The sequence below is a fragment of the Streptomyces sp. DG1A-41 genome, assembly GCF_037055355.1.
Taxonomy (GTDB): Bacteria; Actinomycetota; Actinomycetes; order Streptomycetales; family Streptomycetaceae; genus Streptomyces.
Map to the genome: position 1 here is coordinate 6,175,364 of NZ_CP146350.1, position 22,837 is coordinate 6,198,200.

At 71.2% G+C, this 22,837-nt stretch carries 18 protein-coding genes and 2 pseudogenes; 11 read left to right on the top strand and 9 right to left on the bottom strand.

What is annotated here, in order from left to right:
* The first annotated feature begins 423 nt into the window (after positions 1-423).
* The 3 genes from V8690_RS28925 to V8690_RS28935 all read left to right on the top strand — a co-directional run bounded on the left by V8690_RS28925 (position 424) and on the right by V8690_RS28935 (position 2,264).
* Positions 424-1,389, top strand: a complete 966-nt coding sequence (locus V8690_RS28925) for a zinc-binding dehydrogenase (RefSeq protein WP_338783051.1) — start codon at positions 424-426, stop codon at positions 1,387-1,389.
* 99 nt (positions 1,390-1,488) lie between these two features.
* Complete coding sequence (locus tag V8690_RS28930; RefSeq protein ID WP_003992902.1) at positions 1,489-1,698, top strand: HTH domain-containing protein; 210 nt, start codon at positions 1,489-1,491, stop codon at positions 1,696-1,698.
* Entirely contained in the window at positions 1,698-2,264 is a 567-nt protein-coding gene (locus V8690_RS28935; protein WP_338783053.1) for a Clp protease N-terminal domain-containing protein, read from the top strand. The genes V8690_RS28930 and V8690_RS28935 overlap by 1 nt, the downstream gene beginning before the upstream one ends.
* 13 nt (positions 2,265-2,277) lie before the next feature.
* Here the strand turns inward: V8690_RS28935 and V8690_RS28940 are convergent.
* Both V8690_RS28940 and V8690_RS28945 read right to left on the bottom strand, forming a co-directional pair.
* Positions 2,278-3,332 (bottom strand): annotated as a pseudogene (locus tag V8690_RS28940) (helix-turn-helix transcriptional regulator).
* Between the two features lies 1 nt (position 3,333).
* Positions 3,334-4,305 (bottom strand): hypothetical protein, encoded by a 972-nt coding sequence (locus V8690_RS28945; protein WP_338783054.1) that lies wholly within the window; start codon positions 4,303-4,305, stop codon positions 3,334-3,336.
* A gap of 146 nt (positions 4,306-4,451) precedes the next feature.
* Here V8690_RS28945 and V8690_RS28950 point away from each other — a divergent pair, with 146 nt between their 5' ends.
* Positions 4,452-5,288, top strand: coding sequence for a hypothetical protein (locus tag V8690_RS28950; protein ID WP_338783055.1), 837 nt, complete (start codon positions 4,452-4,454; stop codon positions 5,286-5,288).
* A 67-nt stretch (positions 5,289-5,355) separates the two neighbouring features.
* Here the strand turns inward: V8690_RS28950 and V8690_RS28955 are convergent, their stop codons facing one another.
* From V8690_RS28955 to V8690_RS28975, 5 genes are all read right to left on the bottom strand, one after another.
* Positions 5,356-5,535 carry a DUF6104 family protein gene (locus V8690_RS28955; RefSeq protein WP_003992906.1) on the bottom strand — a complete coding sequence of 60 codons (180 nt, stop codon included), beginning with the start codon at positions 5,533-5,535 and terminating at the stop codon, positions 5,356-5,358.
* An 86-nt stretch (positions 5,536-5,621) separates the two neighbouring features.
* Positions 5,622-9,428 (bottom strand): multifunctional oxoglutarate decarboxylase/oxoglutarate dehydrogenase thiamine pyrophosphate-binding subunit/dihydrolipoyllysine-residue succinyltransferase subunit, encoded by a 3,807-nt coding sequence (locus V8690_RS28960; protein WP_338783056.1) that lies wholly within the window; start codon positions 9,426-9,428, stop codon positions 5,622-5,624.
* Between the two features lie 281 nt (positions 9,429-9,709).
* Positions 9,710-10,822 carry an ATP-binding protein gene (locus V8690_RS28965; RefSeq protein WP_338783057.1) on the bottom strand — a complete coding sequence of 371 codons (1,113 nt, stop codon included), beginning with the start codon at positions 10,820-10,822 and terminating at the stop codon, positions 9,710-9,712.
* On the bottom strand, positions 10,819-11,559 hold the full coding sequence (locus V8690_RS28970) for a response regulator transcription factor (protein ID WP_010040369.1): 741 nt from the start codon (positions 11,557-11,559) through the stop codon (positions 10,819-10,821). The genes V8690_RS28965 and V8690_RS28970 overlap by 4 nt, the downstream gene beginning before the upstream one ends.
* Before the next feature lie 124 nt (positions 11,560-11,683).
* Positions 11,684-12,361, bottom strand: a complete 678-nt coding sequence (locus V8690_RS28975; protein WP_338783059.1) for a spermidine synthase — start codon at positions 12,359-12,361, stop codon at positions 11,684-11,686.
* A 171-nt stretch (positions 12,362-12,532) separates the two neighbouring features.
* Between V8690_RS28975 and V8690_RS28980 the strand changes: the two genes are divergently transcribed.
* Positions 12,533-13,360, top strand: coding sequence for a rhomboid-like protein (locus V8690_RS28980; protein ID WP_338783060.1), 828 nt, complete (start codon positions 12,533-12,535; stop codon positions 13,358-13,360).
* A 12-nt stretch (positions 13,361-13,372) separates the two neighbouring features.
* Here the strand turns inward: V8690_RS28980 and V8690_RS28985 are convergent.
* Positions 13,373-14,018: pseudogene (locus V8690_RS28985) on the bottom strand (GNAT family N-acetyltransferase).
* A 174-nt stretch (positions 14,019-14,192) separates the two neighbouring features.
* Here V8690_RS28985 and lon point away from each other — a divergent pair.
* Together lon and V8690_RS28995 are read left to right on the top strand one after the other, a co-directional pair.
* Positions 14,193-16,607, top strand: coding sequence for an endopeptidase La (lon, locus tag V8690_RS28990; protein WP_338783061.1), 2,415 nt, complete (start codon positions 14,193-14,195; stop codon positions 16,605-16,607).
* 171 nt (positions 16,608-16,778) lie between these two features.
* The gene (locus tag V8690_RS28995; protein ID WP_338785496.1) at positions 16,779-17,270 is read left to right on the top strand and encodes a MarR family transcriptional regulator; all 492 of its coding nucleotides are present in this window, start codon (positions 16,779-16,781) and stop codon (positions 17,268-17,270) included.
* Positions 17,271-17,340: 70 nt separating this feature from the next.
* Here V8690_RS28995 and V8690_RS29000 read toward each other — a convergent pair whose 3' ends face one another.
* A complete protein-coding gene (locus tag V8690_RS29000; protein WP_338783063.1) occupies positions 17,341-18,126 on the bottom strand; it encodes a protein phosphatase 2C domain-containing protein in 786 nt (261 codons plus the stop codon).
* A 368-nt stretch (positions 18,127-18,494) separates the two neighbouring features.
* Here V8690_RS29000 and V8690_RS29005 point away from each other — a divergent pair, with 368 nt between their 5' ends.
* From V8690_RS29005 to V8690_RS29020, 4 genes are read left to right on the top strand one after another with little or no spacing between them, the layout of a single operon-like run.
* Entirely contained in the window at positions 18,495-21,269 is a 2,775-nt protein-coding gene (locus V8690_RS29005) for a nitrate- and nitrite sensing domain-containing protein (RefSeq protein WP_338783065.1), read from the top strand.
* Complete coding sequence (locus V8690_RS29010; protein WP_338783067.1) at positions 21,266-21,790, top strand: roadblock/LC7 domain-containing protein; 525 nt, start codon at positions 21,266-21,268, stop codon at positions 21,788-21,790. The genes V8690_RS29005 and V8690_RS29010 overlap by 4 nt, the downstream gene beginning before the upstream one ends.
* A complete protein-coding gene (locus V8690_RS29015) occupies positions 21,787-22,209 on the top strand; it encodes a DUF742 domain-containing protein (RefSeq protein WP_338783068.1) in 423 nt (140 codons plus the stop codon). Before V8690_RS29010 ends, V8690_RS29015 begins: the two co-directional genes overlap by 4 nt.
* The gene (locus V8690_RS29020; protein ID WP_338783069.1) at positions 22,190-22,837 is read left to right on the top strand and encodes an ATP/GTP-binding protein; all 648 of its coding nucleotides are present in this window, start codon (positions 22,190-22,192) and stop codon (positions 22,835-22,837) included. The genes V8690_RS29015 and V8690_RS29020 overlap by 20 nt, the downstream gene beginning before the upstream one ends.

The following is a 22,837-nucleotide window of genomic DNA, read 5'->3' on the forward strand; positions in this document are numbered from 1 at the left end:
TGCCTGCGGCGGCCTGTGCGGGTGCCTCCGGCGGTGGAGCGGGGTGCCTGCGGCGGCCAGTGCGGGTGTGGTGGGGGTGCGCGTCGCGCTTGCGCGGTGGTCGTGGGTCGGGGCCGCGCCGGGGGGTGTCCGTCCTCCGAGCGGCGCGATGGAGTTGCGTACCGACTGACTGTCCGTTGACGCGCCAACCGCTGGGCGGACACCACCCGACACGTCCCCTTCCGTGCGTCGGCGGGTGCGGACCGCCTAGCTGCGGGCAGTCGTGCCGCTGAGGGCGGCACCCGTCCCAAAGAAGCGGCACCCCGTTCCGCCGGGCTGCGGTCCCACCCGGCAGCGGCACCCACTCCGTGAGCCTGGCAAGAGGGTGTGTCTCACACGGGCCGGTGGTTCCCCGGGTCCCTTCGGGAACCTATTGTCAAGGTCATGTTCGCTGTCTACGCCGCCCGAATCGACCGCGACCAGCCACTGGCCGGCCTGGAGTTGGGAGAGCGTCCGGCTCCCGAGGTCCGCCCCGGCTGGAGCACCGTCACGGTCAAGGCCGCCTCCCTCAACCATCACGACCTGTGGTCCCTGCGCGGCGTCGGCCTCGCAGAGGACAAGCTGCCGATGATCCTCGGCTGTGACGCCGCCGGCGTCGACGAGGACGGCAACGAGGTCGTCCTGCACTCCGTGATCGGACAGAGCGGGCACGGGGTCGGCCCGAAGGAACCCCGTTCCATCCTCACCGAGCGCTACCAGGGCACCTTCGCCGAGCAGGTCGCCGTGCCGACCTGGAACATCCTGCCCAAGCCCAAGGAGCTCTCCTTCGAGGAGGCCGCCTGTCTGCCGACGGCGTGGCTGACCGCGTACCGGATGCTGTTCACCAACGCGGGTGTCCGGCCCGGCGACTCCGTGCTCGTGCAGGGCGCCGGGGGCGGTGTCGCCACGGCCGCCATCGTGCTGGGGAAGGCCGCCGGGCTCCGGGTCTTCGCCACGAGCCGGGACGAGGCCAAGCGGAAGCGGGCCCTGGAGCTGGGGGCCGTGGAGGCCCTGGAGTCGGGGGCGCGGCTGCCGCAGCGGGTCGACGCCGTGATCGAGACCGTCGGGGCCGCCACCTGGTCGCACTCCGTGAAGTCGCTGAAGCCCGGCGGCACGCTGGTCATTTCCGGTGCCACCAGTGGTGACCGCCCCTCGCACGCCGAACTGACCCGGATCTTCTTCCTGGAGCTCAAGGTCGTCGGGTCCACTATGGGCACCAAGGACGAGCTGGAGGACCTGCTCGCGTTCTGTGCCGCCGCCGGAGTGCGGCCGGTCATCGACGAGGTGCTGCCCATGGACCGCGCCCGTGAGGGCTTTGAACGGCTGGCCTCCGGTGGGCAGTTCGGGAAGGTCGTGCTCACCAATCCCTAGTCCCTGCTGAAGACGCTGACGGCCGGTCCGGGTTCGGGCCGGCCGTTCGGCTTGTCAACTGGGGTTGACGAGAGGGTGGCGTCAACGTAAGTTGACACCATGACCGAAGCAACCGATCTCGCCGAGCGTGCGGGCGACCGTGATCCACGGGTCGGCCTGCGGGCCGTCGCCGCCCTGCGCAGGCTGCTGGAGCAGCTGGAAGCCGTACAGGTGCGCAACGCGCGCAACCAGGGCTGGTCGTGGCAGGAGATCGCCACCGAACTCGGTGTGAGCAGGCAGGCCGTGCACAAGAAGTACGGGAGGCATTGATGTTCGAGCGGTTCACGAAGGACGCCCGGAGCGTGGTCAAGGGCGCGTTCGCCCATGTGGAGGGCGGTGGTGGCGGGCAGGTCGTGGAACCGGAGCATCTGCTGCTCGCGCTGCTCGACCGGGAGGGCAGTCGTGGCTCGTTCGCGCTGGCCGCTCTCGGGCTCGGCGAGCGGAGGGAGTCCGTGCGGCAGGCGCTGGGCGAGGCGCGGCGGCGGGCCGGGCTGTCGCGGGCCGAGACCGACGCGCTCGCCGGGCTCGGAATCGATGTGGAGGAGATCGTCGCCCGGGTGGAGGAGGTGCACGGTGCCGGCGCCATGGCCGGTGACCGGAAGGACAAGGGGTGGTGGTCGGGACGGGCCTCCTTCGGACGCAGCGCCAAGGACGTACTGGAGCGCTCCTTTCGGGCCGCCCTCGCCCAGCGGGACCGGCACATCGGTGACGAGCACATCCTGCTGGCCCTGACCATGCGCCCCGGTGTGCCGGCCGAGGTCCTCGCCGACCACGGGGTGACGTACGAGTCCCTGGTGCGGGTCTTGTACGGGGGCGGCGAGGCCAAGGCCGGGTGAAGGGCGGAGCCCCTTACTTCCTCGGGGTGCGCAGCAGTGCTCCTATGTGGGCCGCAGCCGTCGACAGGTGACGGCGGGCGTCGCGCAGTTGGCCGGGGGTGACGCCGTGGTCGCGGGCCGCGTCGCGGATGTCGTCCCGGAAGCGGTCGAGCAGACGGTCCAGGTCGCGGGCGGGGTCGCCGGTGGACTCCGCGGCGTCCTCGTGGGCCCAGGCCGGCTGTAGGAGGCTGGGAAGTCCTCGGTGGGCGGCGACCCCTCCGTCTGTGCGGCCGGCTTGCCGGTGCCGGACCAGTCGAAGCCGAAGTCCTTGCCGTAGTCCTTGCCGAACTCGCCGACCTCCTTGGCCAGTTCGCTCAGACCCTCGCGCAGGCCCGTCGGCCAGTCGCCGCGGGCGAAGTGGTCCTGGACCTGTTCCTGGACCCGGCGGGCGATGCGCTGCACCTGCTCCTGGGCCTGGGCGCGGGCCTGCTCCTGGGCCTCCTTCGCCTGGCGGCGGGCGCGCTGGGCGTCCTCGCGGGCGCGGCGGCTCTCGTCCTTGGCGCGGCGGGCCTGTTCCTTCCACTCCTGCCTGGCGCGCCGCATCTCCTCCTTGGCGACGCGCCAGGCCTCCTTGTCGCCGTACTGTCCGGATTCCCCGAAGGGGGCGTCCGGCGCGCCATGCGGCCCGGTGCCGTTCTCCCGGCGGGCCTCCGTCGCGGCGGCGCGCATCTCGCGGCGCAGGTCGCCGGCGGCCCCGCGCACGTCGGCGCGGATCTCCGCCGCCAGTTCCGCGACCGACTCCCGGATCTCCAGCTCCAGGTCGGCCAGTTCGCCGCTGCGGTCGGCCAGTTCGGCGCGGCCCGCGTCCGTGATCGAGTACACCTTCCGGCCGCCCTCGGTGGTGTGGGTGACCAGGCCCTCGGCTTCAAGCTTGGCCAGGCGCGGGTAGACCGTGCCCGCCGACGGTGCGTACAGCCCCTGGAACCTCTCCTCGAGGAGGCGGATCACCTCGTAGCCGTGACGGGGGGCCTCGTCCAGCAGCTTCAGCAGGTAGAGGCGGAGGCGGCCGTGGGCGAAGACGGGAGGCATGTCAGAGCACCTTCTTGTCGGTCGTGCCGTCGGCCGGGACGTCGGCGTCGGCGGCGCCCCGGTCGGAGACGGAATTGTCTCCCGAGCCGGCCTGCGGGTCGTCCTGCGGGTCGGCCGGCGAGCTGCCGGGGCCCCGCCGGGCGTCCCACGGTTCATCGGGCTCGTCCTCCCCGGCGGGGCGGCGCAGCAGGGCGATCGAGCCGGAGACCGTGGTGGCCCGCAGTTTGCCGTGGCCCGCGCCCAGACGGCCCGTGATCTTGTGGGCGCCCCACTGGCCGCGCACCCGCAGATCGTCGAAGGCGTTGGAGACCGCGCCGCTCGCCGTGTTGGCCTCGACCTCCGCGTCCGCAGGGTCCGGCAGCCGGATCGCGATCTCGCCCGAGACGCTGGTCAGCCGCACGTCCGTGGGGCCGCCCGGGTCGAGGTCGACGATCATGGAGCCGCTGACCGAATCGGCTCGCACGGAGGAGCCGGAGCCCTCGACCACCGTGAGGTCGCCCGAGACGGAGTTGAACCGGAGGTCGCCGGTCAGGTCCTGGGCCTCCACGCTCCCGGAGACCGTGTCGGCGCGGACCGGGCCGGAGAGCCCCACGAGGGTCGTGTCGCCCGTGACGCCCTTCACCGCCGCCGGTCCCTCGATCCCGGAGAGCACGGCTGCCGCGCCGACCACTCCCACCTCCACCCGGGTGGAGGCCGGGACAGCCAGGGAGACCACCGCGCTGCGGCGCCAGCCCTTGCGGTCCAGCCACTTGAGGAAGCCCTTCCAGGGCAAATCCTCGTAGGCCACCGTGAGGATCCCGCCCTGCTGGGTCACCACCAGGGGCGGTCCCTCGATCTCGGAGATCTCCAGGAGGGCGGAACCTTCGGCCGTGCCCACCACGTTCACCGTTCCGTTGACGAGGCGCACGTGGAGCTCGCTCACGGGCTCGTCGAAGGTGAGTTCTCTCGGCTCCGTGACGGACCACTCGGACATGGCAGACCTCCCCGACGCGACGCGCCATATCGCGTCTCCTCTCATTCACGATATATCGTGGCCGCGGAAAGTCAAGACACCCGTTCCGGGGATATCGAGGCGCGCAAAAGTACTCAAAGAGGAGTGAATCGCCCTAACGTGTGACCATGCCGACGCCGCCCGACCGCACCGGTCCCGCCCCTGGGGCGCTGCTGTTGTGCCGGGCGGTGCCCGGGACCGTCGCCCCCGTCGCCCACCTGCTGCGGGAACGTATGCAGCTCACCAGGGCGGGCGACGAATGGAGCGTCCTCGTCCCCGAGGGCGGGCCCTGGCGGGACACCGGCGAGCCCGTCGACCGTGTGGTCACCGGCTGGGCCACGGCCCTCGCCGTCGGCGCGCCCTGGCCCGTTCTCGCCCTGTGGTGGGACGCCGACCACGCGGGCTTCACGCTCGCGTCCGGCTTCCGCCGCCCGGTCGGCTTCGTCTGGCTCGCGAACGGCGTCCCGGCGGGGGAGGAGGAGGCGATGCGCACCTTCGCCGCGCGCGTGGGCCTCGACCCCGTCCTGGACCTCCAGGCACTCGACCAGCTGGCGAAACCCGACTCCGCGGCCGACGCCCGCACCCGCCTGCGTGGCCTGCTGGCGATCCTCGCGCGCGTGGGCGTCTCACTGCCCCCCGAACTCGCCCCCGGCCGACCCGCCGACCGCCTCCGGGAAGCCGCCGCGCTCCAGCCGGACAGCCTCCCGGTCGAGTGGCCGGGCTGGCGCGACGCGCTCGCGGAACGCGGCATCGTCGACCACAGCCGCCTGGGCCCCTGGATGCCCTGGACCGGAGGCCCCAGAGCCCGCGCCCTGGCCCTCGCCCAGGTGGCGGCGGGCGTCCCGCTCCTCGCCTGGGGACTACGGCGTCCCAGCGGCGGCTGGGGCTGGGCCACGGCCGGAGCGCTGCTCCTGGCCCATGGCGCACTGGGTCTGGCGTACGGCGTCACGCTCCCGCGCGACTGATCACCAGCGGCGCCGGACCCCGCTCCCGCGCGAGTTCCGCGCGAGCCGCGTGACTCCCGCGCGTCCCCTACTCGTCGTCCTCGTCGTCCAGCCGCGCCAGCCACGTGGCCAGCCGCTCCACCGGCACCTCGAAGTCGGGGTTGAGATCGACGAACGTCCGCAGCTGCTCGGCGAGCCACTCGAAGGTGACCTCCTCCTCGCCGCGCCGCTTCTCCAGTTCCTCGATGCCACGGTCCGTGAAGTACATGCCGTCAAGTTTATGTGCGCGCAAACGGCCGGGCCGCACCCCCGAAGCGGGGATGCGGCCCGGTCACACAGGACGCGCGAGGACGCTTACGCGTCGAACACCTCACGCACCAGCTGCTCCTGCTCGGCCTGGTGCCGCTTCGCGGAACCCACCGCCGGGGACGAGCTGTGCGGGCGTGAGATGCGGCGCAGGCGCTCGCCGTGCGGGACGTCCGCGCCGACCGCCAGGTCCAGGTGGTCGATCAGGTTGAGCGCGATGAACGGCCAGGCACCCTGGTTCGCCGGCTCCTCCTGGGCCCACAGGTACTTCTCGGCGTTCGGGTACTTCTTGATCTCCGCCTGAAGCTCTGTACCCGGCAGCGGGTACAGGCGCTCGATGCGGATGATCGCCGTGTCCGTGACGCCGCGCTTCTGACGCTCGGCCTCCAGGTCGTAGTAGACCTTGCCGGCGCAGAAGACGACCTTCTTGACCGCGGCCGCGTCCACCGACGCGTCGCCGATGACCGGCTGGAACTGGCCGGTCGTGAACTCCTCCGCCTTCGAGGCCGCCGCCTTCAGGCGCAGCATCGACTTCGGCGTGAAGACCACCAGCGGCTTGTGGTGCGGGTTGTGCACCTGCCACCGCAGGAGGTGGAAGTAGTTCGACGGCGACGTCGGCATGGCGACCGTCATGTTGTTCTGGGCGCACATCTGGAGGAAGCGCTCCGGGCGGGCCGAGGAGTGGTCCGGGCCCTGGCCCTCGTAGCCGTGCGGCAGGAGCAGGACCACACCGGAGGTCTGGGCCCACTTCTGCTCGGCCGACGAGATGAACTCGTCCACGACCGTCTGCGCGCCGTTGACGAAGTCGCCGAACTGCGCCTCCCACATCACGAGCGCCTCGGGGCGGGCCAGCGAGTAGCCGTACTCGAAGCCCATCGCCGCGTACTCGGACAGCAGGGAGTTGTAGACGTTGTAGCGCGCCTGGTCCTCGGAGAGGTACTGGAGCGGCGTGTACTCCTCGCCCGTGGTGCGGTCGATGATGACCGCGTGGCGCTGGCCGAACGTACCGCGCTGGGAGTCCTGGCCGGCCAGGCGGACCGGGACGCCCTCCAGGAGGAGGGAGCCGACCGCGAGGGTCTCGCCCATGCCCCAGTCGATCGTGCCGTCCTCGACCATCGCCGCCCGGCGCTGGAGCTGCGGCAGCAGACGCGGGTGGACGGTGATGTGGTCGGGGATGTTGACCTGGGACTCGGCGATCCGCTTGACGACCTCCGTGGTCACCGCGGTGTTCACGGCGACCGGGAACTCGGCCTGCGGGTCGGAGGGCTCCACGGCGGACGGCTGCGAGGTGGCCTCGCGGACCTCCGTGAAGACCTTCTCCAGCTGGCCCTGGTAGTCCTGGAGCGCCTGCTCGGCCTCTTCCAGGGTGATGTCGCCGCGACCGATGAGGGACTCGGTGTAGAGCTTGCGCACCGAGCGCTTCTTGTCGATCAGGTCGTACATCAGTGGCTGGGTGAAGGCCGGGTTGTCCGACTCGTTGTGACCGCGGCGGCGGTAGCAGATGAGGTCGATCACCACGTCCTTGTTGAACGCCTGGCGGAACTCGAAGGCCAGCCGGGCCACGCGGACCACGGCCTCCGGGTCGTCGCCGTTCACGTGGAAGATCGGGGCCTCGATCATGCGGGCCACGTCCGTCGCGTACATGGAGGAACGCGAGGACTCGGGGGCCGCGGTGAAGCCGACCTGGTTGTTGATCACGATGTGGACCGTGCCGCCGGTGCGGTAGCCGCGCAGCTGCGACATGTTCAGCGTCTCGGCAACCACGCCCTGGCCCGCGAAGGCCGCGTCGCCGTGGATCGCCACCGGCAGGACCGTGAAGTCCGTGCCGCCCTTGCCGATGATGTCCTGCTTGGCGCGGGAGACGCCCTCCAGGACCGGGTCGACGGCCTCCAGGTGTGAGGGGTTCGCGACCAGGCTGACCTTGATCTGCTCGCCGTCGAGGCCCGTGAAGGTGCCCTCGGCGCCCAGGTGGTACTTCACGTCGCCGGAGCCGTGCATCGACTTCGGGTCGAGGTTGCCCTCGAACTCGCGGAAGATCTGCGCGTACGACTTGCCGACGACGTTGGCCAGGACGTTCAGCCGGCCGCGGTGGGCCATGCCGATGACGACCTCGTCCAGGCGGGACTCGGCGGCCGAGTCCAGCACCGCGTCGAGCAGCGGGATGACGGACTCGCCGCCCTCCAGGGAGAAGCGCTTCTGGCCGACGTACTTGGTCTGGAGGAAGGTCTCGAACGCCTCGGCGGCGTTCAGCCGGCGCAGGATGCGCAGCTGCTCCTCGCGCTCCGGCTTGGAGTGCGGACGCTCCACCCGGTCCTGGATCCACTTGCGCTGCTTCGGGTCCTGGATGTGCATGAACTCGATGCCGGTGGTGCGGCAGTACGAGTCGCGCAGCACGCCGAGGATGTCGCGCAGCTTCATCATCGACTTGCCGGCGAAGCCGCCGACGGCGAACTCGCGCTCCAGGTCCCACAGGGTGAGGCCGTGCTCGGTGATGTCCAGGTCGGGGTGCTTGCGCTGCTGGTACTCCAGCGGGTCGGTGTCGGCCATGACGTGGCCGCGGACCCGGTAGGAGTGGATCAGCTCGAAGACGCGGGCGGCCTTCGTGACGTCGTCGTCGTGGCTGGCGTCGATGTCCTTGAGCCAGCGGACCGGCTCGTAGGGGATGCGCAGCGCCTCGAAGATCTCGTCGTAGAAGTTGTTCTCGCCGAGCAGGAGGTTCGCGACCTGGCGGAGGAACTCGCCGGAGGCGGCGCCCTGGATCACCCGGTGGTCGTAGGTCGACGTGAGCGTCATGACCTTCGAGATGCCGAGCTTGTTCAGGGTGTCCTGGGAGGTGCCCTGGAACTCCGCCGGGTAGTCCATGGAGCCGACGCCCATGATCACGGACTGGCCGGGCATCAGACGCGGCACCGAGTGGACCGTGCCGAGGCCGCCGGGGTTGGTCAGGGAGACCGTCACCCCGGAGAAGTCGTCCATCGTCAGCTTGCCGTCGCGGGCGCGGCGGACGATGTCCTCGTAGGCCTGCCAGAACTCGAAGAAGTTCAGCGTCTCGGCCTTCTTGATCGCCGCGACGACGAGCTGGCGGTCGCCGTTCGGCTTGACCAGGTCGATGGCGAGACCGAGGTTGACGTGCTCCGGCTTCACCAGGGTGGGCTTGCCGTCCACCTTCGCGTAGTGCCAGTTCATCGCCGGCATCGCCTTGATGGCCTGGACCATCGCGTAGCCGATGAGGTGCGTGAAGGAGATCTTCCCGCCGCGCGCCCGCTTGAGGTGGTTGTTGATGACGATGCGGTTGTCGAACAGCAGCTTCACCGGGACCGCGCGCACGGACGTGGCCGTGGGCAGCTCCAGGGAGGCGTCCATGTTCTTCGCGACCGCGGCGGAGGGACCGCGCAGCACGACCTGCTCGGGGCCCGAGGGGGCCTCGGCGGCGGGTTCGGCCTTCGGCTTCGCGGCGGCGGCCGGCTTGGCGGGGGCCGGAGCGGCCTTCGCCGGAGCGGGAGCCTGAGCCGGGGCCTGCGCGGCGGGCTTCGCCGGAGCGGGAGCCGGAGCGGCGGCCGCGGGCTGCGGGGCCGCCGGGGCGGGGGCCGCGGCCTGGGCCGCCGGCTGAGCGGTGGTGGTCCCCGCGGCCCCCGCGGCCGCGGTACCCGCCGGAGCCGAGGCGGCAGCCGCCCCCGGCTTGTAGTCGGCGAAGAAGTCCCACCAGGCTCGGTCTACCGAATTCGGGTCCTGGAGGTACTGCTGATAGATCTCGTCGACGAGCCACTCGTTGGCACCGAACGACGCGGCAGGGTTCTTCCCCGCTTGGTCGGTGTCGGTCGAGATGCTCGAGTTACTGGGGGACTGTGGCGACACGGCGGCAACCGCCCTCTTCCGCTTCACAAGATGATGGACAGCGGGAATCAAGGCTACGCCTCCCGGACCGGGTAGGTCAGGTCGGGCCCGTTCAACGTCGTGCAAGTCACATCTCGGAGTGCGTTTCGGGGCTTGAAATGGCGGGAAACAAGCGTGGTTCCGCTCAATGAGGGAAGGGCTGAGAAGGGCCTCACGCGCCGACGGCGCGGGCCTGTGCCTGATCACACGTGTCCGTCAGTGCGGACGACCATGGATCTTGCGGCTCCGCTTCGAACTTTACGTCAACTTGGCACAGATGGAAGTCCCGGAAGAGTGACAAGAATCCGGCAACCCCGCTCGGATTCGGCCACTCCGATCCGTCCGCCGTGCAGATCCACCGCCCAGCGGGCGATCGCCAGGCCGAGACCCGTGCCGCCGTCGCTGCCCGGACCCTGCGGCCGCTTGGCGTTGCCTCGGTTGAACCGTTCGAAGACGCGGTGCCACTCGGACTTCGGAATGCCGGGGCCCTCGTCCAGAACCTCCAGCTCCAGCGACTCCGGCAGCGCGCCGCGCCGCGCCTTGACCGTCACCCGGCCGTGCGGCGGGCTGTGCTTGACCGCGTTGTCGATGAGGTTGGCCACGACTTGGTGGATGCGCTCCGGATCGGCGTGCGCGGTCAACTCCGGCGGGTGCACGTCGAGGTGCAGATGGACGTCCGTGCGGGTGTGACTGCCCGAGCCGGTGGCGATGCCCGCGCGCACGGAGGCGACCATGTTGGCCTCCTTCAGTACGCCGGACAGATACGGCCACACCTCGAACCGCCGCTGCTTCAGCGGTACGACGCCGTTGTCCAGGCGGGACAGGTCCAGCAGCGTCTCCACCAGCCGGCCGAGCCGCTCGGTCTGCTTCAGCGCCGTGCGCATCGTCTCCGGATCGGCCTGTGTGACGCCGTCGACGATGTTCTCCAGGACCGCGCGCAGTCCCGCGATGGGCGTGCGCAGCTCGTGCGAGACGTTCGCCACCAGCTCCTTGCGCTGACGGTCCTGGGCCTCCAGCTCGTCGGCCATGGCGTTGATCGTCACGGCCAGGTCGCCCAGCTCGTCACGGCGGTTCTCCCGCACCCGGCGGGTGTAGTCGCCCTGCGAGATGGAACGGGCCACGGCGGTCATCTCGTCCAGTGGCGCGGTGAGTGAATGGGCCACGAACTGCGTGATCAGCAGTGTGGCGATCATCGAGAAGACCGTGATGAAGCGCAGCTCCGTCTTGGTGTGCACCGCGATCACGGACAGGCCCGTGGTGATCAGCACCGAGATGACGACCAGCGCGCCCAGCTTGGTCTTGATCGAGAACGGGCTCACCCCGCCCCAGGGTTCCGGCTCCCCGGGGCCTCTCCGTGCTCCCGGCCCGCCGCTCATGGCGTCGGGGTCTCCAGGGCGTAGCCCACGCCGTGCACCGTGCGGATCCGCTCGGCGCCGATCTTCCGGCGCAGTGCCTTGATGTGGCTGTCGACGGTGCGGGTGCCGGAGGCGTCCGCCCAGTCCCAGACCTCGGCGAGCAGCTGCTCGCGCGAGAGCACCGCGCGCGGGGTGTTCGCCAGGCACACCAGCAGGTCGAACTCGGTGGGCGTGAGGTGAACGTCCTCACTGCGCACCCGGACCCGGCGCTGCGCGTGGTCGATCTCCAGCTCACCGAGGCGCAGGATGCCGCTGCGCGGCGTCGCGGCGGCCAGCGCGGCCCGCTCCACGCGGCGCAGCAGTACGTGCACGCGTGCCGCCAACTCCCGCATCGAGAACGGCTTCGTCATGTAGTCGTCGGCGCCGACCCCGAGCCCGACCAGCATGTCGGTCTCGTCGTCGCGCGCGGTGAGCATCAGCACCGGTACCGGCCGGGCGGCCTGCACGCGGCGGCAGACCTCCAGACCGTCGAAGCCGGGCAGCATGATGTCGAGGATCAGCAGGTCGGGCTGCCAGGCCTCGGCCGTGTCGACGGCGGCCGGACCGTCACCCGCTGTTTGCACGAGGAATCCCTCGGCTCGCAGGCGGGTCGCGATGGCGTCCACGATCGTGGCGTCGTCCTCGACGACGAGAACCCGGCGCTGTGCGCCCGGAGTAGCCGTCGCCGAACCGTTGTGGGAGGTGTGTGTCTGCTCCATCGCCCGCCCCTGGGGTGTGCTTTCCGGAATCAGTGGGGTGATTCCTCGGTCTGCGCATGGTTGCGATTGACGCTTGAATGATCGGCGCCAGAAGAGCAGCGTACGGGGAGTCAGCACACCTTTGCTATCCAGGGCGGACGCCGAGGTGCACGACGTCCGGAACGCCCCGGGCAACCGTGATCTCTTCGGTACGCACCTGTTGGAACCCGGCATTCCACAAGGTTTCTTCGAATTCCGGAGAGGGCTGGGCGGACCAGACGGCGAGAACCCCGCCGGGTCTCAACACCCTTGCGCAGCTTGCCAGTCCGGCCTCTCCGTAGAGATTTCCGTTGCCCTCCGTGACGGTCCAGTCGGGTCCGTTGTCGATGTCGAGGCACAGGGCGTCGTACGTGGCGGATGTCTCATTGACGTAGGCGACGAGATCGGCTTCGACGATTTGCGTGCGGGAGTCGGCGAGGGCCTCGGCGGAGAACGCGGAGAGCGGGCCGTCGAGATGCCACTCGACAATCGCGTGCTCGCGTTCCATGACCGTGATCCCTCCCCAGCGCGGGTTCGCCGCCGCGTGGGTGAGCGAGAAGCCGACGCCGAGTCCGCCGATCAGCACGTCCGGGCGGTCCCGTCCGGCCAGGGCCTCCAGAGCCGCGTCGACCAGCCGTCGCTCCGAGCGGCCGTCGGAGGTGTCCATCAGGAAACAGCCGTTCGCGATGATCTCCAGCCGGTCGCCGTGCCGTCGCAGCACGACCTCGCCGTGCGGGCCCTCGCGACGGTCCAGCACGTGGGGGATGTCGTTCGAGAGGGGCATCCGGGCATCCTGGCAGGTGGAGGGTGTCCGGCGCCAAGGATTACGGAGCGGCCGGCGGGGGACGCGGGGGGCGGCTGTCGGGTTGCTGTGAATCGGCTCTCGCGTGGCGCCCGTCACAGACAGGGGTCGCAGGTGCGCGAAGGGTGGGACCTGACGGAAGGAGCGCCCGCCGTGGAACGCACCGCGCAGGCCGACGAGACGGCCACGCCGACGCCGACGGGCGCGCCCGTTTCCGACATGTCGGGGCTGCTGGACGGGGTGCCGCGGCAGCGGGCCGCCGGCCGAGGGCCGTGCGAGACGGTGGACCCGGGCGTACGAGAGTCCACTGCGGTGGAGAAGTTCCGGCCTCGGCTCCGGGTACTGCGGCCGTGGCGGCTGCTCCCCACTCCCGCGGGTACGCCGTTCACGTTCGGGTACACGATCGTCCTCTGCGTCACCTCGCTGATCTCCGCGTACGCGGATCCCGCCCTGGTGCGCGCCCTGCTCCAGGGCTCCAGCACGGATGTGGCGCACCTGGTGCGGACGCCGGAGCTGGTGCTGGTCGGCAGTGCGCTGTGGCTCGCGGGCGGGGTGGCCTCGCCGTTCGCGATCGGGTTCGTGCTCGTGCTGACCGCGCTGGAGAGGCGGATCGGCGGCCTGCGCACGGCCGGTGTGTTCCTGCTCGGGCATGTCCTCGCCACCCTGGCGACCGAGGTCCCGGTGGGTCTCGCGGTGCTGGCCGGGCAGCTCCCCGAGAGTTCGCTGCACCGCCTCGACTACGGCGTCAGCTTCGGTGTCGCCGCCGGCACCGGCGCCCTGGCCGGTCTGCTGCCGCTCTGGCTGCGCGTGCCGCTGCTGGCCGCCTTCGGCGGGATGCTTCTCCAGGACCTGCTCGCCCTCGCCGATCCGATGACGAACTGGGGGCATCTGATCGCCCTGGCCATCGGCATCGCGACCTGGCCGGTGGTCCGGCGGTGGCGGGAGAGGCATGCCGGCTCGGTCGGATGGGCCCGGAGCTGAAGGCGAGGCCGTTCAGGACCGGGGGCAGTGCTTCGCGCTGGTGAGCAGGGCCGCCACCTCCCAGCCCAGCGCCTCGTAGAGCCCTCGACCCGCGGGCGTACCGGCGAGCACACCGGTCCGTGCCCCCTGCCGGACGGCGGCGTTCTGCAACGTCCGCATGACGAGGCTGCCGAGTCCCTTGCGGCGATGCTCCGGGGTCGTCTCGATCTGGTCGGCGACGGCGGTGGCGCCGGTCGGGGCGATCTGCCCGCGTGCCGCCAGGGAACCGTCCGGGGCGGCCACCATCACACGCGTCACTCCGCCGCGCGACCAGCTGCGCAGCCGGTAGCCGCCGGGCACGTCCGGACTGTTCCCCGGGCCAGCCGGACCGTCATCAGGTAGCCGGGCTCGGGGTCGATCCACCAGCTGTCGTCCAGCCGGCCGGCCGCCACCGCCGGGTCCCGGAACGCCTTCAGCCACACGCCGGCCCGGTCACCGCGCCGGCCACCTTGCGGACGGCCGTCTCGTCGAGGTCGTCGCCGGTCGCGCCGAACACGTGCCGGGTGACGTGGCCGTTCGTCCCCACGTCGATCGTGCAGCCCCACGGCTCGGTCACGGGCGGAGCCGCCCCGCGCGACACGATCCACCCGTCCACCCACGCCCGCACGGTCTCGTCCACGCCACCCCCTGTAATAGCCACTCGACGTATTGGTCTGTTACATGGCTGACTCTACGGTTCCGATCGCCCCTGGTGTCACGTTCGATCGCTCACAGCGAACGGGCGGTGGGGAACATCCGGCGGCTCCCGCGCATTGAGTCGGCATAGCTCAACTTGACTGCCGAAGGGGAGATCATGGCTTCGACGTCCACACCGCTCACCCTGCCCGTGCTGCCGCTCGACGACGAGGTCGTGCTGCCCGGGATGGTGGTCCCGCTGGACCTGAGCGACTCCGAGGTGCGTGCGGCGGTGGAGGCCGCGCAGGCCGCCGCCAAGTCACAGCCCGGAAAGCCCAGGGTGCTGCTGGTGCCACGCATCGACGGCACGTACGCCAACACCGGCGTCCTCGGCACCGTCGAGCAGGTCGGGCGGCTCGCCGACGGCGACCCCGGTGCCCTGATCCGCGGCCGGGGGCGGGTGAGGATCGGTGCGGGGACCACGGGTCCCGGCGCGGCCCTCTGGGTCGAGGGAACCCGCGTCGACGAATCCGTCCCGGAGCCGCTGCCAGGGCAGGTCGCCGAACTGGTCAAGGAGTACAAGGCCCTCGCCACGGCCTGGCTCCGAAAGCGCGGTGCCTGGCAGGTCGTCGACCGCGTCCAGGCCATCGACGACGTCTCGGCGCTCGCCGACAACTCCGGCTACTCGCCCTTCCTGACCACCGATCAGAAGGTCGAGCTGCTGGAGACCGCCGACCCGGTGGCCCGGCTCAAGCTCGCGACCCAGCAGCTGCGCGACCACCTCGCCGAGCAGGACGTGGCCGAGTCCATCGCCAAGGATGTCCAGGAAGGCGTCGACAAGCAGCAGCGCGAGTTCCTGCTGCGGCGTCAGCTGGAAGCGGTCCGCAAGGAGTTGCGCGAGCTGAACGGCGAGCAGGAGGGCGAGGAGTCCGACGACTACCGCGCCCGGGTGGAGGCCGCCGACCTGCCCGAGAAGGTCCGCGAGGCCGCGCTCAAGGAGGTCGACAAGCTGGAGCGCTCCTCCGACCAGTCGCCCGAGGGCTCGTGGATCCGCACCTGGCTCGACACGGTCCTGGAGATGCCGTGGAACGAGCGCACCGAGGACGCCTACGACATCCAGGGCGCCCAGGCCGTCCTCGACGCCGAGCACTTTGGCCTGGAGGACGTGAAGGAGCGGATCACCGAGTACCTGGCGGTGCGCAAGCGGCGTGCCGAGCGGGGGCTGGGCGTGGTCGGCGGGCGGCGCGGCGGTGCCGTGCTCGCGCTCGTGGGGCCGCCCGGCGTCGGCAAGACCAGCCTGGGCGAGTCCGTCGCCCACGCCATGGGCCGCAAGTTCGTCCGGGTCGCCCTCGGCGGCGTCCGCGACGAGGCCGAGATCCGCGGTCACCGGCGTACGTACGTCGGTGCCCTGCCCGGCCGGGTCGTGCGCGCCATCAAGGAGGCCGGGTCGATGAACCCGGTCGTGCTGCTCGACGAGATCGACAAGGTGGGCTCGGACTTCCGGGGCGACCCGGCGGCGGCCCTGCTCGAAGTACTCGATCCGGCGCAGAACCACACCTTCCGGGACCACTACCTGGAGGTCGAACTGGACCTGTCGGACGTGGTCTTCCTCGCGACCGCCAACGTCCTGGAGGCGATCCCGGAGGCGCTGGCCGACCGGATGGAGATCGTCCGCCTGGACGGCTACACCGAGGACGAGAAGATCGTCATCGCCCGCGACCACCTGCTGCCGCGCCAGCTGGAGCGGGCCGGACTCGACAAGGACGAGGTGGCCATCGACGAGGGCGCGCTGCGCAAGCTCGCCGGTGAGTACACGCGCGAGGCGGGCGTCCGCAACCTGGAGCGTTCGATCGCACGGCTGCTGCGCAAGGTCGCGGCCCAGCACGAACTGGGCGAGCGGGAGCTGCCGTTCACCGTCCGGGACGAGGACCTGCGCGGCCTGATCGGACGGCCGCACCATGTGCCCGAGTCCGCCCAGGACCCGGCCGAGCGCCGGACGTCCGTGCCGGGCGTGGCGACGGGCCTCGCGGTGACGGGCGCCGGCGGTGACGTGCTGTACGTCGAGGCGTCGCTGGCCGACCCGGAGACGGGCGCGGCCGGGCTGACCCTGACCGGTCAGCTGGGGGACGTGATGAAGGAGTCCGCGCAGATCGCGCTGAGCTTCCTGCGCTCCCGCGGTGCCGAGCTGGAACTGCCGGTGGGCGATCTGAAGGACCGGGGTGTCCACATCCACTTCCCGGCGGGCGCGGTCCCCAAGGACGGCCCCAGCGCCGGCGTCACGATGACCACGGCCCTCGCCTCGCTCCTGTCCGGCCGTCTGGTCCGTACGGACGTGGCGATGACCGGCGAGGTCTCGCTGACCGGCCGGGTCCTGCCGATCGGCGGTGTGAAGCAGAAGCTGCTGGCCGCCCACCGCGCCGGGATCACCACCGTGATCATCCCCAAGCGCAACGAACCCGACCTGGACGACGTCCCGGCGGAGGTGCTGGACAAGCTCGACGTCCACGCCGTCACCGACGTCCGCCAGGTCCTGGAGCTGGCGCTCGCGCCCGCCACCGCGGAGGCGGCGCCGGAGGTTCCGGTGGCCGCGTGACGGAGGCCACCGGATAAGGGAAGGCCCGGGTCCCGTGAGGGAAACCCGGGCCTTCACGGTGTGGCGGCCCTGTGGACGCGCACCGCATGACCTGCGGAATACTTGCCGAACTGCGGCGATGGCCGCAGGTGGCGGAAAATGCAGGTACGGGACAACCGAGGCAGGGCTCACGTGCACGAGGACGGCAACGACGACGGACACCGGGACGCCTCTCTGGCCGGAACCGGCGTGGATCAGCCTGCCTTCCTGGCGCTGGAGCGGGAGCTGACCGTGCTGCTGCGGCGGGCCCGGGCCAGTCAGGGCGAGATGGCCCGGGAGGTCCACCCCGACCTCGAGTCGTCGGCGTACGGCCTGCTCGTACGGCTGGACGAGTGCGGCAAGCAGCGGGCCACCGAGCTCGCCGCCTACATCGGCGTCGGCAAGGCCACCATGTCCCGCCAGCTGCGCGCCCTGGAGGAACTCGGCCTGATCGCCCGCGAGCCCGACCCCGCCGACGGACGCGCCTGGCTCGTCGCCCTCACCCAGGAGGGCCACGACCGGGTCGGGCGGGTGCGTGACGCCCGCCGCGCCCGCTACGCCGGCCGCCTGGCCGACTGGGACACCCACGAGGTCACGGAACTGGCCCGGCTGCTGCACCAGCTCAACCGCGGCATGGAGAAGTAACACCCGGTTCCCGGTGTTCGGGCCTTTCCGGCTGCTCGGAACCCTCCGAGTGTCCCGGAACTCTCCGGGTTCAGAACTCCACGTAGACGACCGTCGCGTCGTCGTGCGTCTTGCCCCGGCCCAGGAACGATCTGGCCGAATCCGCTCGCTCCAGCATCCGTACCCGGTCCACCAGCGCCTGGGGCCCCTCCTTGCGCACGAGGTGGAAGCAGTCCGTCCAGTCGCCCTCCTCGAACCTTTCGACCCAGCGGGTGGCGCCGTCCGTCAGGGCGGCCAACGCCCGGACCTCGCACCGGGACAGGGAGCCGGTCACCGCCCGGCGGGCCACCGAGGGATCGGCGGCCGCCGTGAAGAAGCCGCCCTCCTTGTTGCGGAGCGTGGAGTCCACCAGCGCGGCCGTGGCCAGGGCCGAGCGGGGGAGGAGGGCCAGACGGTCGTCCAGGAAGGGCGTCACCACGCCGTCCGGGGACTCCACGAGGAGAGCCGAGTCCGACAGGACCAGGTACTCCACCGTCTCCGGGGACCAGCGGGCCGCGACCACCGTGGCCTGAGGAGCTCGGGGGTGAGAAAGGTCACAGGTTGAGGCGTGCGCCTCGGCGGTACGCGCGATGGCGCGGGACAAGGCGTCGACCAGGGGAACATCCGGGAGCGAAACGGTCAGTTCGGTCAGAGCTCCACCGAGGCGCGCGGTGAACCAGGGGACGGAATGCAGACAACCCGTCCCGCCCTTCGGCGGTGTGACACCGTCCAGCACGACGACCGAACCGCCCTGTCCGGAGGCCGGTAGTCCGACACTGGCGAAGTCCTCGTTGGCGCGATCCGCGTCTCCCGGTTCCGAGGCGAGTTCCGTACGCATCCAGCCAGTCTGCACGAGCCCTTCACAAGGTCGGCAAAAGACTGGCAATGATTGCCGGACCGGTGCGGCAATGCAGGTCAGACGCCCCGTTTGGGATGGAATGTTTTGTTCCGGGAAGACGTGGTGGCGAATACTGCCACCGCCCGCCCACGGCGTCCAACCGGCCTGCCACGCAAGGCCGCTGCAAGGGCCAGCGGAACTTGCCCCCCAACTCTCCTCCGGGGTTCACTCCTTCGGGTGGCGGGTCAGGTGATGCGGGTGCGCTGCCCACCGGCGCTGGGAGGGTCGGGAAGTGTACCTGGAGTGCGCACCAGTTGACGGAGCGTCATCCGGGCCCATGAGTTCACGAGTCAGGAATGCGAGCACCGGTGCAGAAGACGCGGCCTCGTCGCACAGGCAAGCAGACGGCCCCCGTTCAGGGCGCTGAGCCGACGCCCCCCACCGGCAAGGGCCGCCCCACCCATGTACGCAACCGGCTCATCGTCGCCGTGGCCGTGGTCGCCGCGGCCATCGCCGGTGCGGGAACCCCGTCCGTCCTCGCCGCCTCCGGGCAACTCCACGACTCGCAGGAGCTGGTGACACTCGCCGAGCAGACGCAGGACGCCCTCGCGCTCGCGCACTCCCTCGCCGACGAGCGTGACGACGTCACCTCCTACATCGCGGCCGGCCGCCCCAAGTCCAAGGCGCCCTCCGAGCAGCGCAGTGCCCGGGTGGACCGGCAGGTCGAGGAGCTGCGGGCCGACACCGACACGCCCGCCTCGCTCCGCTCCGACCTCGACGCGATCGCGGCCGCGCGCCGGTCGGCGCTCACCGGCAAGAGCAGCGCTCTCCAAGCGCACCAGGCGTACTCCGTCGCCATCACCGAACTCCACCGGCTCGCCGAGCGGCTGGCACAGCAGGCGCCGCCCCGCGCGGGCTCAGGCGGATACGCCCTGGCCGAGCTCGACTCCGCCGTGCAGCAGGCCGCCGCGGCCCGGGGGCTGCTGCTCGCCGCCCTCAGCGTGCCGCGTGGCACCGAGACGGTCATCGACCCCGTCACCGGCCTGCCGACCGAGACCTCCTCGGACGCCGACGCCCGGCAGCGCGACGCCCTGAGCGCCGCCGCCCAGCAGGCCCGGCTGCGCTCCGACGCGGCCCTGGCCGACTTCCGCGAAACCGCGCCCAAGCCGGCCCGGACCTCCTTCGACAGCACGGTCACCGGCACCGAGGTCAACTCCGCCGAGAAGTACCTCGCCACGCTCACCGACCAGCCGACCCTCTCCAGCAACGAACTCTTGACCAACGCCAGGAAGCTGGACGCGGCCCTCTCCGCCCGGATCGACCTGATGCGCGGCGTGGAGTCCGCCCTCTACGACCGGCGCACCAAGGACCTGGAGGCGCTGCGCGACGACGACGTCACCGCGCTGGAGATCCGCATCGCCGTCCTCGGCGCCCTGATGCTGCTCGCCGTCGGCGTCGCCACGGGCATGGCCCGCAGCCTCACGCGTCCCCTCGCGGTCCTGCGCCTGGGCTCGAAGCGCCTGGCCGAGGCGGAGGTCCCGGCGGCCGAGGAACCCGTCAAGTTCACCGGCCGCAACGACGAGTTCGCCCAGGTCGTCCGTTCCGTCAACGCCCTGCACGCGCACGCCGTCGCCCTCACCGAGCGAATCGCCACGCTGGAGTCCGACCGCAAGCACCTCGTCGGCCAGCGCCAGAAGATGGCCGACGCGCGCGAGGAACTGCGCGGCGAACTCGCCGAGTCCGCCGCCCAGCTGGAGCGGCTGCGCACGGCCATCGGCGGCACGTTCGTCAACCTCGCGCTGCGCACCCTCGGGCTGGTCGAGCGGCAACTGGCCGTCATCGAGAATCTGGAGGAGCGCGAGCAGGACCCGGATCGCCTCGCCACGCTGTTCAAGCTCGACCACTTCGCCACGGTCATGCGCCGGCACAGCGAGAACCTCCTCGTCCTCGCCGGCACCGAGCACGTCCAGCACGCCGCGGGGCCCGTGCCGCTCGTGGACGTCGTCCGCGCCGCGGTGAGTGAGATCGAGCGGTACGAGCGGGTCCGGATCGCCGCCCTGCCGCCGCACGCGCACATCGCCGGGTTCGCCGCGGACGACCTGTCCCACCTGCTGGCCGAACTCCTGGAGAACGCCACCTCGTTCTCGCCGCCCGACCGGCCCGTCGAGATCTCCGGCTGGCTGCTGGAGAACGGCGAGGTCATGCTCTCGGTCCAGGACGAGGGCATCGGCATGACCGAGGACCGGCTGGAGCGCCTGAACGCCCGCCTCGCCGACTTCGACCCGGAGGCGCCGTACGACCAGGAGGGCGAGGACGGTCTCGGCCTCGGCCTGTACGTCGTGGCCCGCCTCGCCCACCGGCACGGTGTGCGCGTGCAGCTGCGTGAGCAGAAGCAGGGCGGTGTCGCGGCGGTCGTCGTCCTGCCCCGCACCCTGCTGGCGGCGGCCCCGCCCGCGTCCGTCCCGGCCTCCGGACCTCTTCCGGGTGCCACTCACACCGTGGCGTTCCCCGGTGCCGACGCCGAGGCCAACTCCAACGTCCTGCACGGCCGCGCGGGCAGCGGCGACCCGCTGGTGGCGCTGGCGGAGAAGGCGGTACGGCGCGAGGCGGCGGCGGATGCCGCTTTGGCCGCACCCGCGACAGAGGTGACGGCACCGGCGGAAACCCCCGCCGAGACCACGATGGAGCTGCTGGCCCCGATACCGCAGGGGGAGCCGGAGCCGACGCAGCACGAGCCCGCGGCCGACGGCGAAACGGCCCCACAGGGGCCGCCCGCACTTGACGACGAAACCCGCACGGGAGGTGCGGGTGGGAAGGACACCGCCGAAGGCGAAGCCGAGGCGGAACACGAACGCGCGCCCGACGACGAAGAGGACCGCGTCACGGACAAGGGCCTCCCCAAGCGCACTCCCAAGATCACCGCCCCGGCCCAGGCCCCGCGCCAGCGGACCGGCTCCGTCGACGCCGAAGCCCTCCGCCGCCGCCTCGGCGGCTTCCGCCAGGGCGCCCAGGCGGGCTACCGCGAGGTGGAGGCGGAGATCGCCGAGAAGACGGCCTCGCACCAGCGGCCGGACACCGGCGCATCAGAACCAGCTGAATCCGAAGAAGCCACGGGGGGCACAGTCGAGGAGGCAAGCAGTTGACCGCTCCCAGTACCTTCGGACTGATCGGACTGAGCAGTGAGGCCCGCAATCTGCACTGGTTGCTGACCAACCTCGTCGAGGAGGTGCCCGGCATCCTCTCGGTCGCGGTCGTCTCGTCCGACGGACTGCTCCTGCTGTCCTCCGACGACCACCGCAACCAGCAGGCCCGGGAGGCCCTTCAGGCCCGCGGGACCAAGAAGACCGGCCCCCGCGGCTCCGCCGCCGACCTGGCCACCATCGTCTCCGGCATCGGCAGCCTCACCGTCGGCGCCGCCAAGCTGATGGACATCGGCGGGGTCCGGCACACCATGGTCGCGATGGACGAGGGCAGCCTGTTCGTGATGTCCATCAGCGACGGCTCGCTGCTCGGCGTCCACGGCTCCGCGGACTGCGACATGAGCGTGGTGGCGTACCACATGGCTCTGTTCGTGGGCCGCGCCGGCCACGTCCTGACGCCCGAACTCCGCAGCGAACTCCGAAAATCCCTGGCGGATTCCCAGACGACGGGGAGTGCACGATGAGCAGTACGCCCAGGCAGCAGCTCCCGGTCCGCGGCGGTGACCGCAAACCCGCCCGGGTCCGCCCCTACTCGCTCACCGGCGGCCGTACCCGCTTCGGCCACGTCCTGCTGGTGGAGACGTTCGTGGCGAGCACGGCCGCGCTGGACGCCCCGGAGGAGCGCAAGGAACTGACGAACGGCTCCCTGTCCACCCGCGTGATGCCGGAACTGCGGGCCATCGTCGAACTGTGCCGCCGGATGCGTACGGTGGCCGAGATCGCCGCGCTGCTGAAGATGCCGCTCGGCGTGGTCCGCGTGCTCCTCAGCGACCTCGCGGACCAGGGAAAGATCCGTGTGTACGGGACGGGCACCGGCCATGGCACGGGCCGCCCGGACCGAGCTCTGCTGGAAAGGGTGCTGAGTGGACTCCGTCGTCTCTGACGCCGCTCACGGCGTCGCTGGTTCCTCCCCGTTCGCCCAGCCCGACGAGGGCATGCACGCCTGGCAGACGGACCGCACCCGTGCCCCCATCGCCACGAAGATCGTGGTGGCGGGCGGCTTCGGCGTGGGCAAGACCACGCTGGTCACCGCTGTCTCGGAGATCACGCCCCTCCAGACCGAGGCGCTGATGACCGAGGCGAGCGAGGCCACCGACGATCTCACCGACACGCCGGGCAAGACCACCACCACCGTGGCCATGGACTTCGGGCGCATCACGCTCGACGACGACCTGGTGCTCTACCTGTTCGGCACGCCGGGCCAGCAGCGCTTCTGGTTCATGTGGGACGACATCGTGCGCGGCGCGATCGGCGCCGTCGTCATGGCCGACACCCGCCGTCTGAGGGACTGCTTCCCGGTACTGGACTACTTCGAGAGCTCCGGACTGCCGTACGTGGTCGCGGTCAACCACTTCGACGGCAGTGAGCTGTTCGAGCCGGAGGACGTGCGGGAGGCCCTGACCATCCCGAAACACATACCTGTCATGATCATGGACGCGCGTCGCCGGATCTCCGTGATCGAGACCCTCCTGGCCCTGGTGGGCCACGCGCTCGACGAAACCCCCGAGTAG